The organism is Marinomonas sp. 63XJN7_9_ISO-PGPR-S23-217, from assembly GCF_056173515.1.
In genome coordinates this window covers 3,141,015-3,155,742 of record NZ_CM149678.1, presented here as the reverse complement: position 1 = coordinate 3,155,742, position 14,728 = coordinate 3,141,015, and the positions used below count along the sequence as shown (strand labels likewise).

General features: G+C 44.5%; 12 protein-coding genes. 7 read left to right on the top strand and 5 right to left on the bottom strand.

Annotation, left to right across the window (positions count from 1 at the left end; all coding sequences use genetic code 11):
• Positions 1-12 precede the first annotated feature (12 nt).
• The 3 genes from gatB to gatC are packed head-to-tail and all read right to left on the bottom strand — an operon-like array spanning position 13 to position 3,223.
• Entirely contained in the window at positions 13-1,458 is a 1,446-nt protein-coding gene (gene gatB / locus AC0VYI_RS14765) for an Asp-tRNA(Asn)/Glu-tRNA(Gln) amidotransferase subunit GatB (protein ID WP_475443797.1), read from the bottom strand.
• Between the two features lie 2 nt (positions 1,459-1,460).
• Positions 1,461-2,921, bottom strand: a complete 1,461-nt coding sequence (gatA, locus tag AC0VYI_RS14760) for an Asp-tRNA(Asn)/Glu-tRNA(Gln) amidotransferase subunit GatA (RefSeq protein WP_475443795.1) — start codon at positions 2,919-2,921, stop codon at positions 1,461-1,463.
• Positions 2,922-2,935: 14 nt separating this feature from the next.
• Entirely contained in the window at positions 2,936-3,223 is a 288-nt protein-coding gene (gene gatC, locus AC0VYI_RS14755) for an Asp-tRNA(Asn)/Glu-tRNA(Gln) amidotransferase subunit GatC (RefSeq protein ID WP_199474711.1), read from the bottom strand.
• Between the two features lie 236 nt (positions 3,224-3,459).
• Here gatC and AC0VYI_RS14750 point away from each other — a divergent pair, with 236 nt between their 5' ends.
• From AC0VYI_RS14750 to AC0VYI_RS14720, 7 genes are all read left to right on the top strand, one after another.
• Positions 3,460-4,503, top strand: coding sequence for a rod shape-determining protein (locus AC0VYI_RS14750; RefSeq protein ID WP_199474712.1), 1,044 nt, complete (start codon positions 3,460-3,462; stop codon positions 4,501-4,503).
• Between the two features lie 67 nt (positions 4,504-4,570).
• Positions 4,571-5,359, top strand: coding sequence for a rod shape-determining protein MreC (mreC, locus tag AC0VYI_RS14745; RefSeq protein WP_325097257.1), 789 nt, complete (start codon positions 4,571-4,573; stop codon positions 5,357-5,359).
• Positions 5,356-5,829, top strand: a complete 474-nt coding sequence (gene mreD, locus AC0VYI_RS14740) for a rod shape-determining protein MreD (RefSeq protein WP_199474713.1) — start codon at positions 5,356-5,358, stop codon at positions 5,827-5,829. The genes mreC and mreD overlap by 4 nt, the downstream gene beginning before the upstream one ends.
• Before the next feature lie 49 nt (positions 5,830-5,878).
• Positions 5,879-6,511, top strand: a complete 633-nt coding sequence (locus AC0VYI_RS14735) for a Maf family protein (protein ID WP_199474714.1) — start codon at positions 5,879-5,881, stop codon at positions 6,509-6,511.
• Positions 6,504-7,958, top strand: a complete 1,455-nt coding sequence (gene rng / locus AC0VYI_RS14730; protein ID WP_199474715.1) for a ribonuclease G — start codon at positions 6,504-6,506, stop codon at positions 7,956-7,958. The genes AC0VYI_RS14735 and rng overlap by 8 nt, the downstream gene beginning before the upstream one ends.
• A 14-nt stretch (positions 7,959-7,972) precedes the next feature.
• Entirely contained in the window at positions 7,973-11,875 is a 3,903-nt protein-coding gene (locus AC0VYI_RS14725) for a YhdP family protein (RefSeq protein WP_475443793.1), read from the top strand.
• Positions 11,872-12,711 (top strand): carbon-nitrogen hydrolase family protein, encoded by an 840-nt coding sequence (locus AC0VYI_RS14720; RefSeq protein ID WP_475443792.1) that lies wholly within the window; start codon positions 11,872-11,874, stop codon positions 12,709-12,711. The genes AC0VYI_RS14725 and AC0VYI_RS14720 overlap by 4 nt, the downstream gene beginning before the upstream one ends.
• 123 nt (positions 12,712-12,834) lie before the next feature.
• Here AC0VYI_RS14720 and yjgA read toward each other — a convergent pair whose 3' ends face one another.
• Complete coding sequence (gene yjgA / locus AC0VYI_RS14715) at positions 12,835-13,368, bottom strand: ribosome biogenesis factor YjgA (protein WP_475443791.1); 534 nt, start codon at positions 13,366-13,368, stop codon at positions 12,835-12,837.
• Between the two features lie 6 nt (positions 13,369-13,374).
• Complete coding sequence (gene mgtE, locus AC0VYI_RS14710; RefSeq protein WP_199474719.1) at positions 13,375-14,727, bottom strand: magnesium transporter; 1,353 nt, start codon at positions 14,725-14,727, stop codon at positions 13,375-13,377.
• Position 14,728: the final 1 nt, after the last annotated feature.

Sequence of the window (14,728 nt, the reverse complement as noted above, 5' to 3'; positions counted from 1 at the left end):
GATAGGTCTGTTTTAGCCTTTTAGCATCTTGGCGAGAATTGGATTAACAATCCCTGGGTTGGCCTTACCTTGAGATGCTTTCATGACTTGTCCAACAAAGAAGCCAATCATTTTTTTCTGTTTGTCTGGATCGGCGGCGCGATATTGCTCAACTTGAGCAGCGTTAGCATCCAGAATTTCCTGAATCATGATCTCAATGGCGCCTGTGTCGGTGACTTGTTTTAGGCCTTTGGCTTCAATGATCTCATCCGCAGAGCCTTCGCCATTCCACATGGCTTGCAATACGTCTTTGGCGGTTTTGCCATTAATGGTGTTATCCAGTACGCGGCTAAGAAGCTCGCCCAGTGCCTTGGCGCTTACTGGAGATTGTGTGATTTCAAGTTGCTCTTGGTTGAGTAGCTTGCTTAGTTCGCCCATTACCCAGTTGGCGGTTAATTTGGCATCTTTGACAAGGCTATTTGCCTGCTCAAAGTAGTCCGCCATTGCTCGCGAAGCCGATAGTACGCCAGCATCGTATTCGCTCAGTTTGTATTCCTCCTGGAAACGTGCTGCTTTTTGGTTTGGCAATTCAGGAAGGTTGGCTTTGATTTGATCTACGTATTCCTGTGTCAGCTCAATTGGTAGCAGGTCTGGGCAGGGGAAATAGCGGTAATCGTTCGCGTCTTCTTTGGAGCGCATGCTGCGAGTTTCGTTTTTATCTGGGTCATAAAGGCGCGTTTCTTGAACGATTCGGCCGCCATCTTCAAGAATGTCGGCTTGGCGTTCAATCTCTGTATAGATGGCTTTTTCGATAAAGCGGAACGAGTTGACGTTTTTGATTTCAGTTCGCGTGCCATACTCTTTCTGGCCTTTTGGTCGTAATGACAAGTTGATATCGCAACGCATGGAGCCTTCGGCCATGTTGCCGTCGCAAATGCCCAAGTAAGTTACGATAGAGTGGATCATTTTGACGTAGGCAACGGCTTCTTTGGCGGAGCGAATGTCGGGCTCCGAGACAATTTCCAGTAAAGGGGTGCTGGAACGGTTTAGATCGATGCCAGTCATGCCTTGGAAGTCTTCGTGCAAAGATTTACCCGCATCTTCTTCAAGGTGCGCTCGGGTGATGCCAATACGTGATGTTGAGCCATCATCAAGCATCACATCAAGATAGCCTTTGCCTACGATAGGGTGATCCATCTGGCTGGTTTGGTAGCCTTTTGGTAGGTCAGGATAGAAATAGTTTTTGCGGGCAAAAACTGAGTGCATGCCAATTTCTGCATTAATGGCATGACCAAACATAACCGCCATGCGGAGCGCTTCTTTGTTTAGTACTGGTAGTGCACCGGGCATGCCTAAATCCACTAACGTGGTTTGTGTGTTTGGCTCTGCGCCAAAACCAACGGCGGCGCCAGAAAATAATTTTGATTTGGTAGAGAGCTGGGTATGAATCTCTAGGCCGATAACAACTTCCCAATTCATCTTTATGCTCCTTTTGCCATCGTTGGCGTTTGTAGGTGCCAATCTGTGTGTTGCTGGAATTGATGAGCGACATTTAATAGTTTGGCTTCGGCAAAATAGTTGCCCATGATTTGTAAACCAACAGGCATGCCATCTGCAAAGCCTGCAGGAACAGACATGGCGGGAATGCCAGCAAGATTCACGGATAAAGTGTAAATGTCTTCTAGATACATGGCTACAGGGTCGTCTGCTTTACTGCCAATGCCAAAAGCGGTGGTTGGTGCAACTGGCCCCATAATAACATCGACTTCAGACAGAGCCGCAACAAAGTCGTTTTTGATCAAGCGGCGAATTTTTTGTGCTTTCAAATAGTAGGCGTCATAATAGCCTTCAGATAGGGCATAAGTGCCCACCATAATTCGCTTTTGAACTTCACGGCCAAACCCTTCTGCACGTGTTCTCATGTACATATCAAGTAGGTCTTTTGGATCTTCGCAGCGGTGACCAAAGCGCACACCGTCAAAACGAGACAAGTTAGAAGAGGCCTCGGATGGTGCAATGACGTAATAAGATGGAATGCTTAGTTGCAGGTTAGGAAGTGAAATCTCTTTCACTGTTGCACCTAATTTCTCAAACTCTTTTACGGCAGTCATGATAACGTCGGCCACTTTCGGGTCCAAACCGTCGCCGAAGTACTCCTTTGGTAGGCCAATTTTCAAGCCTGTCAGAGGGGTGTTGAGGTTGGCTAGGTAGTCGTCTTTTGGTGTTTCTGAGCAGGTAGAGTCTTTGTCGTCAAAGCCTGCGATGGTTTGCATGAGGTGCGCGCAATCTTCGGCGCTTTTTGCCATTGGGCCGCCTTGGTCAAGGCTAGATGCGTAGGCGATCATGCCAAAGCGCGAAACGCGACCATAGGTAGGTTTTAGGCCTGTGATGCCGCAAAAAGAAGCAGGCTGGCGAATCGAGCCGCCGGTGTCTGTACCTGTTGCAGCCACTGTCAGACCCGCCGCAACGGCCGCAGCAGAGCCACCAGATGAGCCGCCTGGTACGGTGTCTAGATTCCAAGGGTTTTTGACCGCACCGTAAAAGCTGTTTTCGTTAGAAGAGCCCATGGCGAATTCGTCCATGTTGGTTTTGCCTAACATTACGGCACCAGCGTCTTTTATGCGTTGTGTAACGGTGGACTCGTAAGGCGGAATGAAGTTATGCAGCATTTTTGAGCCGCAAGTCGTTAGAGTGCCTTGGGTGCAAAACAAGTCTTTGTGAGCCACTGGGATGCCGGTGAGACTAGAGCCTTGACCGTTCGCAAGTCGTTCATCGGCGGCCTGTGCTTGTTGTAAGGCGAGCTCTTCACTGATGGTGATGTAGCTGTTGAGTAGTGGGTTAAGCTTTGCAATACGGTCTAAAAAAGTGCGTGTTAGCTCAACACTGGAAATGTCTTTGTTGCGCAGTTTCTGCGCTAAAACGGAAATGCTTTGTTCGAACATGGTTTGCTCTCGTATTAGTCGATCACTTTCGGTACAAGGAAAAGACCCGCTTCGGTTTGCGGTGCGTTAGCAAGAAACTCCTCTCTATGGTTGCCTTCTGTTACCACGTCTTCTCTTAAGCGTTGTGTCATTTCAAGCGGATTGGAAAGTGGTTCTACGCCATCGGTATTAACTGATTGCATTTGTTCTACAAGTGATAAAACGCTGGACAGCGAATGTTGGTACTGAACGGCATCTTCCTCAGTGAGGGCGAGGCGAGCCAAGTGCGCAATTTTTTGCACGTCTTGTTTGTCTATGGACATGTTCCACCTGATATTTAATTGTCGAAAATAGTTACCATTGTATCGCTTCGGGCTTATGCTAGAAAGTAACTGGAGTGAAAAAGCGTATTCTTTTCGTCGAAATCAAAATTTTTTGTACAAACAATGAAATACCTAAAGACTTTTTACTATTTTGCGTTGAATCGGCTTGCCCAATTTGCAAGCGATTGTTACATTTTGACGTTATTCGTATCGTATTCATCAGGGTGTGGAAATTCATGTTTAAAAAAATTAGGGGAATGTTCTCAAGCGACTTGTCAATTGACTTAGGAACAGCTAATACCCTTATCTATGTACGCGAGCAGGGGATCGTTCTTGATGAGCCATCTGTTGTTGCCATTCGTCATAATGGAAACCAAAAAACAGTGGCGTCAGTGGGTACTGATGCCAAGCGAATGTTAGGTCGTACGCCCGGTAATATTACGGCAATTCGACCAATGAAAGATGGTGTGATTGCCGACTTTCATGTTACCGAAAAAATGCTGCAATACTTTATTTCCAAAGTTCATGAAAATAGCTTCCTAAAACCAAGTCCGCGAGTATTGGTCTGTGTGCCGTGTAAATCCACACAAGTTGAGCGTCGAGCGATTAAAGAATCTGCCTTGGGGGCAGGGGCTAGAGAAGTGTATATTATTGAAGAGCCTATGGCGGCAGCAATTGGGGCCGGTTTGCCTGTTGCTGAAGCATCCGGTTCTATGGTGATTGATATCGGTGGTGGTACGACTGAGATTGCCATTATTTCCTTGAATGGCATTGTGACCTCCGAATCCATCCGTGTGGGAGGTGACCGTTTCGATGAGGCGATTACCACTTACGTGCGCCGCCAGTATGGTAGTTTAATCGGTGACGCTACCGCAGAGAGAATCAAAACGGAAATCGGTATGGCCTACCATACGGGTGAAGAGTTGCAGATTGATGTGCGTGGTCGTAACTTAGCTGAAGGTATTCCTCGTTCCTTTACATTGAGTAGTACAGAGATTCTTGAAGCACTTCAAGAACCTCTTGCGCAAATTGTCCAAGCGATCAAAGGTGTTCTTGAACAATCTCCACCAGAGTTGGCGGCGGATATTGGTGAAACGGGGCTTGTGCTAACGGGTGGTGGTGCATTGCTGCGTGAAATTGACCGATTAATCAGTGAAGAAACAGGCCTTCCAGTTATTATCGCTGACGATCCACTAACTTGTGTTGCCAGAGGCGGTGGTATGGCCCTAGAAATGATGGATAAGCACGCTGCCGAGCTTTTTACTGCTGAAAACGAGTAAAAGGTAGGAGCTCACCATTAATAATTCGATTTATTTTAATGGCAAGATATCCAGTGCACGTTTTGTTGTGCTGGTTATCTTATCGATTGCTATGATAGTGGGTGATGTCCGCTATTCTATTTTTGCCCCTATTCGACCCTACCTTACTTGGCTTGTTGCTCCCATTCAAGTTGTCGTAAATACCCCCCAGCAAATACTCTTTTGGGCTAATGATCACTTGCAAAGTCGTGAAGATTTAGTGAAAGAGAATCAAAAGCTTAATCAGGAATTGTTGTTGTTGCGTAGCCGTTTACAACAGTTTGCCTCCTTGCAGGCAGAAAATGTTAGATTGCGCGAGTTACTTGATGCTTCCCAAAGGGTAAATGAGAAAGTTGTCTTGGCTGAGGTAATTGGCTTTGACCAGAATCCGTATAGTCAAAAAGTACTGATTAACAAGGGTTTTTCATCTGGAGCTTATGTCGGTGAACCGGTCTTGGATGCTACTGGTGTCTTCGGTCAAATTGTTGAAACGTCTGCTTATACCAGTCGAGTTCTGTTGATTGCTGATGCTAGTCATTTCTTACCTGTACAACTTGCTCGTACTGGGTTTAGAGGAGTGTTGCGAGGGATTGGGGATTTGAAACATATGAAATTGATGAGTGTGCCTCAATCAGCTGATATTAGAAAGGGAGATATACTGACAACATCGGGTTTAGGCAAACGTTTTCCAGCGGGATATCCAGTCGGTGTTGTTCGTGCGGTCAACCATATTCCAGGGCAGCCTTATGCCGATGTGGATGTGGTGCCTTTGGCTCAGCTTGGGCGTAGTCGTCATGTCATGTTAATTGATAGACCCAAATCGGAGCGAGATAAATGAGAGCTTTCTTTGTTTTCATAGTGACTTTGATCGCGGCATTAATGTTGGAGGCTATGCCCCTTCCTGAATCCTTAATTTGGTATCGACCCGAATGGGTTCTTCTGGTGATCTTATATTGGGTAATTGCCTTACCATTTCGAGTTGGTGTGGGGTTGGCTTGGTTTTTAGGGTTATTAGTCGATTTGCTTCAAGGCGGTATTATTGGTCAGCATTCGTTAACTTATGTCATTATTGCCTATACTTGTGGTGTGTTTTATAAACGTTTACGGATGTATCACCGTTGGCAGCAAGGGTTGTTCGTATGTTTGTTGGTGAGTGTCAATCAGCTGGTGGATTTTTGGATTGATCATTACTTTGGTGACGCTAAACCGACATTGATGATCTTTATGCCTGCCATTGTGACAGGGCTACTATGGCCTTGGTCGTTTATTATTTTACGCAGCATTCGTCGAATTTATGCGATTCGTTAGATTTATCGGGTAGGGTGTTTGTTGGGCTATTTTTGATTAGGAAAGGTTTATGCTTGTTTTGGCCTCTGCATCGCCAAGAAGGAAAGAACTATTAGGGACATTGGTGAAGGAGTTTGCTGTTTGTCCTGCAGACATTGATGAAACCCCTCATGAGGCGGAAGCCGCCCATGATTACGTGACACGAATGGCGCTAGAGAAAGCTCAAGCCGTCGCTATGTACTATCGCCAGAATAATAATCTTCTTTATCAAGACTCCACATCAAAAGCTAAGTGTAGTGTTATTTTGGCGTCTGATACAAGCGTGGTTGTTGATGGGGTGGTGTTAGGTAAACCGTCATCTTTTGATGATGCTAAGCGTATGTTAAGGCTCTTATCTGGCCGATCCCATCAGGTGATGACATCATTATGTCTATGCGATGTGGATGGTGATCATGTACAGTTAACTAACGTTGTGACGGATGTGTCGTTTAGATCGATATCGGATGTTGAAATTGCCCAATATTGGCGCACAGGTGAGCCGCAAGATAAAGCGGGAGCCTACGCTATTCAGGGGTTAGGTGCTGTGTTTGTTTCTCATCTTTCTGGTTCTTATTCTGCAGTGGTCGGTTTGCCTTTGTATGAAACGTCCCAGCTTCTAGCATTATATGGGATTCATTCCCTTGAGGAGATGTCTCATGAGTGAAGATGTATTAATCAACGTCACTCCGATGGAGGTTCGAGTCGCCTTAGTAGAGAATGGCGTCCTTCAAGAAGTCTATATTGAGCGTTCCAGCCGCAAGGGGATCGTTGGTAATATTTATCAAGGTAAAGTGGTCCGTGTGTTGCCAGGAATGCAAGCTGCCTTCGTTGATATAGGTTTAGAGCGCGCGGCTTTTATCCATGTTTCCGAGGTGGTGGATCGAGATGCTGTTAACCCAAGTGATCAAATTGGTGATTATTTGCGTGAAGGGCAATCTCTGGTTGTTCAAGTAACAAAAGACCCGATTAGTACCAAAGGTGCTCGTTTAACAACACATTTATCTATTCCGTCTCGTTATCTTGTTTATATGCCGGACCAGTCCCATGTTGGTGTCAGTCAGCGCATTGAAGATGAAGCAGAGCGAGAGCGTCTCAAATCTCTGGTGTCGACAGCATTAACCGAAGCGGATGAATCGAATGGCTATATTCTTCGTACCGCCGCAGAGCGTGCTGGAGAAGAAGAAATTTTGTCGGATATTAAATTTTTAACACGCTTATGGCAGTCTGTTAAAAAGCGTATCAAAAGCGCTAAATCCCCTTCGGTCATTTATGAAGATTTGCCTTTGCATTTGCGTACCATGAGAGATTTAGTGAGCTTGACGACAGAAAAAATTCGTATTGACTCACGTGAGAATTATGCAAAATTGCGTTCTTTCGCGGAAGACTTTATTCCAGAGCTTAGAGATCGCATTGAGTATTACCCAGGTGAGCGCCCTATTTTTGATCTGTACAGCGTGGAAGATGAGATTCAAAAGGCGCTGGATCGCAAGGTGCAACTGAAGTCTGGTGGTTACCTTTTAGTAGAGCAAACTGAGTCGATGACGACTATTGATGTCAATACGGGCGCATTTGTTGGAAGTCGTAATTTAGAAGAGACGATATATAAAACCAACCTTGAGGCTGCCACAGCGATTGGACGCCAATTACGTTTACGTAATCTGGGTGGCATCATCATAATTGATTTTATTGATATGGAGGATGAGGAGCATAAGCGGCAAGTATTAAGAATGCTTGAAAAAACACTAGAGCTTGATCATGCTAAGACCAAAATTACTGGTGTGTCGGATTTAGGGTTAGTGGAAATGACACGCAAACGTACGCGTGAAAGCCTTGGGCAAACGCTATGTGAGCCATGTCGGGCTTGTCGTGGTAGTGGCTTGGTAAAAACGCCTGAAACTGTGTGCTACGAAGTATTTAGGGAGATTTTAAGAGCCGATAGGGCGTATGACTCCCAAACTTACACTGTGTTAGCCGCCAGTTCAGTGGTAGATCGTTTTCTTGATGAAGAAAGTGCAGGGGTTGCGGAATTGGAGGCATTTATTGGTAAAACCATTCGTTTTCAGGTTGATCCTGTGTATACACAAGATCAGTATGATGTCGTCCTAAGATAAGCGGAGAAACTTGGATGGCTAAACCGCTGCAGCGCGCGATTAGTATTATTTGGTGGATTTTAGTCTTCATTGTTGCTTTTTTAGCACTTGCTATTGTCGCTGCTAAGTTGCTGCTGCCGCTTTTGAATGAGTACCGTCCGCAGATAGAACGAAATTTGAGTCAAATCTCGGGCTACCATATTTCTTTGGGAAAGATAGGGGGAGGATTAGAAGGGATTGATCCTACTGTTTATGCTTCCGATGTGAATCTGGATATCGATGGTCAATCTGTTGTTTCTGTGTCAGAAATTCGCATTCGCCTCAATACCATTAAATCTCTTTTAACCGTTAGTCCACAATTCACTTACGTTCGATTTACCAAACCTTCTGTGGCGCTTCAAGAACGACAAGGTAAGTGGCTGTTAAAAGGGGCCAAGGCAAGCCATGATGTTCAGGATGATGTGGGAGTCGAGAGAATTCTCGGTTATTTGATGGCGCAAAAGCGTTTCTCCATGCTAGATGCCAAGATCATTCTGGATAGCGATCAATTGGGGGCTCACGAGTTATTGATTCCAAAAGCGTATGTATTTCAAAGTGACTTTAGCTCTTGGATTAAGATAAATGCGTATTTGGACGGTAAATCTGCCCCATTTACCATCAACGCCAAAGTATCACAGTTATTGGGAGTGATAGGCGACTATCATGTTCAAGCTAATATCAATGTGCCCAATATTAAACTGTCGTTGGCTGACAGTTCGTTTTCGTGGGCCAAACCCTTCAACAGTGTTCAGGTTGGCGGTAAGTTTTGGCTGAATTATCGAGTGGGTCATTCTATTGATTTACAGGGGCAAAGTACCACTCTTGCTGTTGCGCTAAAGAATGGCCAAGCCTATCAAACTCATCCTGATTTCAAACTTCGTTTTAGTCAGCGTTTTCCTAGTTTATCCCTGAGTGTGAATGATCTGTCCATTGAGGATGAGACAGGTCATGTTGCCGCTACCACTAATCTGGTTTATGACTGGTCTGATACTAGTGACCGTTCTTTTATTAAATTTGATCAGATAGATTTAGGTATGGTTAATAGGATTGCTGCTAACTTTTTACAGCCCCAGTGGCATGTCTCTTCATTGTTAAAAGGCTTAAACCCCAAGGGGGTTGCAAGTAACGGATCGCTATTGCTAGATTTTCATGGCAAGGAACCTTCCTATCATTACCTAAGTAATTTTCAAAATGCCTCTATCGATGGGTTTAATGGTATTCCTAAGGCAACTCATCTAAACGGTACCTTCAACTTAACGGACGAAGGTGGAATGGTTAAGTTTAAGGGTAGGAATGGTTATCTTGACTTCCCAACTGTCTATGATAAAGGGTGGGATGTTGATCAAATGTCTGGACAGGTGAAATGGGGGGAAAACCAAGGAGCCTTCATTGTGTCTGGTACGGATTTGTATCTATCTCGTCATAATACTCAAGTTGTTGGGGGCTTTAGGCTAGAGTCTCGGCCAAATGAGTCAGATTGGTTGTCGCTCAGTTTGGGGCTTGATCATGTGGCAGTGAAAGACCGCAACGAATACATTCCCAAAGGGGTGTTAGATCCATCGACAATGGACTGGTTGAATCAAGCATTCAAGTCTGGAAAAGGGACGATCAATAACATGAGCCTCGTTGTCCAGACAGGGCTTAGAAAGGGTGATGATGCGAACGTTCTTATGAAGATGAACGTGAAGGATACTGACGTGGCTTTTGCTAAAGATTGGCCCGTGGCAAGACAGGTAAATGGTGATGTTGAGTTGGAAAAATCGGGTTTGCATGTGGCCGTGAAGTCCGGCATGTTATCAGGTTTTGCCGTTAAAGATGTGTTCGTCGATTTGCCGATTGATAAAAATAAGGCTGATTGGGTGAATGTTCATGGTAGCTTAGAACAGAACTCAACGTCTGTTTTAGCTCTGCTTCGTACTACGCCACTGAAAAATTCTGTTTTGTCCGCCTTTGACAAATGGCGCATATCAGGACCAATGAAAGGGGACTTTTCTGTTAAAATTCCGTTATCCGATGACCATTCTGATCCCAAAATCGGTCTTAATTTGCAATTCGAAAATAATCCGTTGTATATCGGCGATGTCAACTTAAATACAAGGGTTAAGCAAGGTCAATTGCACTTTGATTCGAGTAAAGGTTTTTACAATACTCGTTTCGACGTCCAAGCATTGTCGGGTGATACAACTATTTCTATGTCCTCTAAAAATAAAACAGACGGTAGTATGGTTATTCAGGCAGATATGACGGGAACGGCAAAGATTGGTGATGTTGCAAAATGGCAAAAAGCACCGCAGTTTTTGGTGTCTCATCTATCGGGAAGCATGAAGTATTCCGCTTTTCTTAGTGTCAATCAGGCTCAAGTTGGGCAAGTTGATTTAACCGTTAATAGTGATCTTTCTGGCGTTCGTATCGATTTGCCTAAGCCCTTTAATAAGCAAGCAAAGGTATCTGAGCCACTTTCTCTGAAGATTATGTCCCATCAAGATGACCTTGTTATCCAGGGGCAATATGGAGCAAAAGTTCGCTCTAAGCTTTTGTTTAAATCGGCTGAATTTGTTGGTGGACAAGTTCTAGTAAACAGTAAAAAACCACTGGATCAGGCTCTTTATAAGGGCTTATCTGTTGATGGTCAGATGAAAAAAGTAGATGTGGATGCATGGAAAAAGGCATTCTTTTCAGCGCCGGTTGGCACTCCAGCCTCTGATGTGGGGAAAACACATAGTGCCAAGAAAGTCGCTGATTTATCCGCTTCTTTGGCAGTGCCAAAATGGCTCCGTAAAGTTGATTTTATTATTGATCAAGTGGTAGTTAACCCTCAAAACACCTTCCACAACATGAAAGTGACCTATAGCGATGGGGATAAACTCCTAAAAGTCGCTTCAGATGAGATGAACTTCATGTTAGATACCTATAAGAATAAACCTAGATTGCGTATTGGTTATTTGAATTGGACGACGGCGCCCAGCACTGCGGATAAGAAAGGTGCCGAGGATAAGAAAAGTAAGCAAGGCCAAGCCGCTAATCAGCAAGATGTGATAAGTGAGCCGCCGATACATGCTAATGACATCCCTAGTATGTATTTATCGATTAATAAGTTGTTTATTAATCAGAGGCCCTATGGGGACTGGAATCTTACGATTGAGAGCGATGGTAATGAATTACGAATTGACCCTTTGTCTTCTGCTTTAAAACAAGGGAGTTTCGATGGTCGTTTGATATGGGTTGATGATGGTTCGCGCTCGAAAGTTGAGTTGGCAATGGCCATTAAAGGTAAAGATTTAGCGGAATTAACGAAGAAGTTCGCTAAAAGTGCATTTATAACGTCACAAAAATACGATATTAATGTGTCATTATTTTGGCAGGGTAACCCGTTTGAGTTTAACAGAAAGACGGTTTCTGGGCGTATCGCGTTTTCTGCATCCGATGGTAACGCGTCAAAAGTGGACGATATGCCTGTTTTTCTTAAGGTCTTTGGTATATTTAATGTTGAGTCATTTACGCGCCGGCTATCACTGGATTTCTCTGATCTTTTTGAGCCGGGGCTGACCTATTATAGCATTAAGGGAGACTTTGTTGTTAATAAGGGTATTGTACAAACAACGACACCCTTATCGATAATCTCTCCATCGGCAGATTTGTCTATTGAGGGTAAGGCTGACATTGTCAATGAGACCTTGGATGAGGTGTTAACGGCAACGTTACCTATTAGTGGTACATTGCCATTAGCTGGGTTGATTTGGTCGACTCCTCAGATCGCTGGGTTGCTATATTTAACCGATAAATTGATAGGTGATCAGATTTCCAAAGTGACCAGTGTTCAGTATAAGGTTCAAGGGTCGTTTAATAATCCTATTCTTACGCCTATTGTTCACAAATTTAAAAAAGGATCGAATAGATGACAGACACCCTTCGTATTGCTGCGATTCAGTTGACCAGTGGTGCAGATTTTAAAGAAAATTTGCAAGAAGTTAAAAAATGGGTAGTCAAAGCTGCTGATGATGGCGCGCGAGTTATCGTATTGCCTGAGAATGTTTTTTTGTTCAATGGCAAAGCTATGCGTGATCTTGCTGAATCTGATGATCAAGGGGTACTGTTGAGGGAAGTCGCTGAGTGGGCCCGCTTCAATGAGGTCTATTTAGTGGTTGGCTCTCACCCTAGTCTTGTGAATGAGGGGGGAGAGCTTGTCGCTAATCAGCGGGTGCGTCAGTCTTGTATGGTTTTCGATCCTAATGGTGAGTTGATACAGCGTTATGACAAGATTCATCTGTTTGATGTGTCTGTGGACGATAAAGCTGGTTCTTACCGTGAGTCCGATTATATCGAGCCTGGAGACTTGGAAGTCAAAATGTTTGAAGTTGATGGCTTTAAAGTGGGACTGACCATCTGTTATGACGTCCGCTTTCCTGAGCTTTTTAGGCATCTATCCAAAGAAGGAGCGGAACTTATACTCGTTCCTGCCGCTTTCACCTATGTGACAGGTAAAGCACATTGGAATACTCTGCTGGCGGCCAGAGCTATAGAAAATCAGTGTTTTGTGATGGGCGTGAATCAATGTGGTTGGCATACGCAAACGCGTCAAACCTATGGGCACAGTGTTTTATATTCTCCAAATGGCGAGATGTTGCATCAGTTGGAAGAAGAGCCTGGGTATTTTGTAGGTGAGATAGATAAAAGCAGCCTAAATTCATGTCGTACTAAAATGCCTTGTTTGGAACACCGACGCTTCATTAGCTAGGTTAGTATATTAATTTTATGGGTGATAACGGTTGAAAAGGCTCAAGAGATGGCTCTTGGGCCTTTGTTTTGTGTGAAGGGGTTGACTCATCAGTCAAGTTAATAAAAGGCGCTCGGAGAGAAACTAGTCTTTCAGCCCAAGTTTCTTTTCCTCAACCTCTCGAAGGTAACGGAATAGCTTTTTGCGATTGGTGGTGTTGCCATCCTCTGAGACTTCCTTTTGGGATTGGCGAATAAGCTGTCTTAAGAGCTGGATGTCTTCTAATCCTGGATGATCTTCTAGGTATTGTGAGAGAGCTTCTTTGCTATGCTCACCAATTAATTCGTCACGCTTTGCTTCCAACTGGTGGAATAATTTATTATAGGCCGCTGAGGTTGTGTCAAACATAGCGACTTGCTTGGCGATCGCTTCATGGTCTTCGGTACGCATTACCTTGCCTATGTATTGAAGGTGTCTTCTCATCGCTTCTCGTTGTTTGATGCGATCGGCTTCGGCTAGGGCGTCCCTAAGTGTGTCTGACATCACGACTTTTTTTTGCTGATTTTTACTTAGCGCTAACAGCTTTTTACCGACTTCTTGCAGGGCTTCCATTTCGCGTTTGATCTGCGTTTTACTCTTCGGGATGTCGTCTTCATTAAATTGATCAAAGTCAGTCATGGGAACCTATACTAAAAAAATGGTGGCGAGACCAAGGAAGGCTAAAAAGCCGACCACATCGGTCACGGTAGTCAAAATAACACTGGCCGCTAAGGCGGGGTCGATACCAAGTTTTTTTAAGAAAATTGGTAAAAGAGTTCCAGTCAGTGCAGCAATCAAAAGGTTGATGATTGTCGCCCCCGCAATGATATAGGCAATCTTGATGTTGTCAAACCAAACTGCTGTCAGTATGGCAATAATGGCTGACCAAAGGAGTCCGTTGAGTAGGCCGACAATCAGTTCTCTATTTAATAGCCATCGCATATTGGCTGAGCCAATCTGATCCAAAGCGATCCCACGTATGACCAAAGTGAGAACTTGAGAGCCAGCAATGCCTCCCATGCTGGCGACAATGGGCATTAAAACGGCCAGTGCGACCACTTGGTTGAGCGTGTTTTGAAAAAGACCAATGACATAAGAAGCAATAAAGGCGGTGATTAAGTTGATGCCTAGCCAAACGGCACGGCGGCGTGTGGTTTTCATGATTGGCGAGAAGGTGTCTTCGTCATCGTCCAAACCGGCCATACTGAGCATGGAGTGTTCGGCCTCATCTCGAATGACATCGACTACGTCATCAATGGTAATGCGTCCAAGTAGCTTTCCTGTACTGCGATCAATAACGGGGGCGGAAACCAAATCCATTTTTTCAAACACTTGAGCGACTTCGCTTACGGATGTGTTTGAGTGGATGGTGGTGTGGTCAGTTTCCATAATGTCACGTACGGTGGTTTTTGGATCACAGACAAGGAGTTTTGCTAAGGGGAGGATCCCTAATAGTCGATTTGAACGACTGACAACTAATAAGCTGTCTGTCATGTCAGGAATTTGTTTATATTGTCTAAGGTAACGAAATACTCTATCTAAGGTGACATTAGGTCGAATGGTAATAGTGTCCGTGTTCATTAAGCCACCGGCGGAGTCTTCCGAGTAGCTTAATAAGGCTTCAACTCTTAGTCTATCCTGAGGGGACATGGATAAGAGTACTTCGCTTACCACTTTGTCTGGGAGATGTTGCAGTAAATCGGCTAAATCATCGCTTTCAAAGTGTTCAGATACCGCGACCACTCGATGGGTGCTCATGTTTTCCAAAAACTGTAAGCGTATGTCTTCGTTAAGATACTGAAGAACTTCGCCTTGGTTTTTGTCTTCAATGAGTTCCCAAAGTTGCTTACGTTCTTTAGGAGGTGAGGATTCTAGAAGGCTAGCAACCTCTTGTGCGGGTAAGGCGCCATTTAGCAAATAGCGCGTCTGTAGTGTGGCGCCAGACTCTAAAGACTCTGTGACCGTTTGTAGGTGGGCGAGTGTATTTTTATCTGGCATT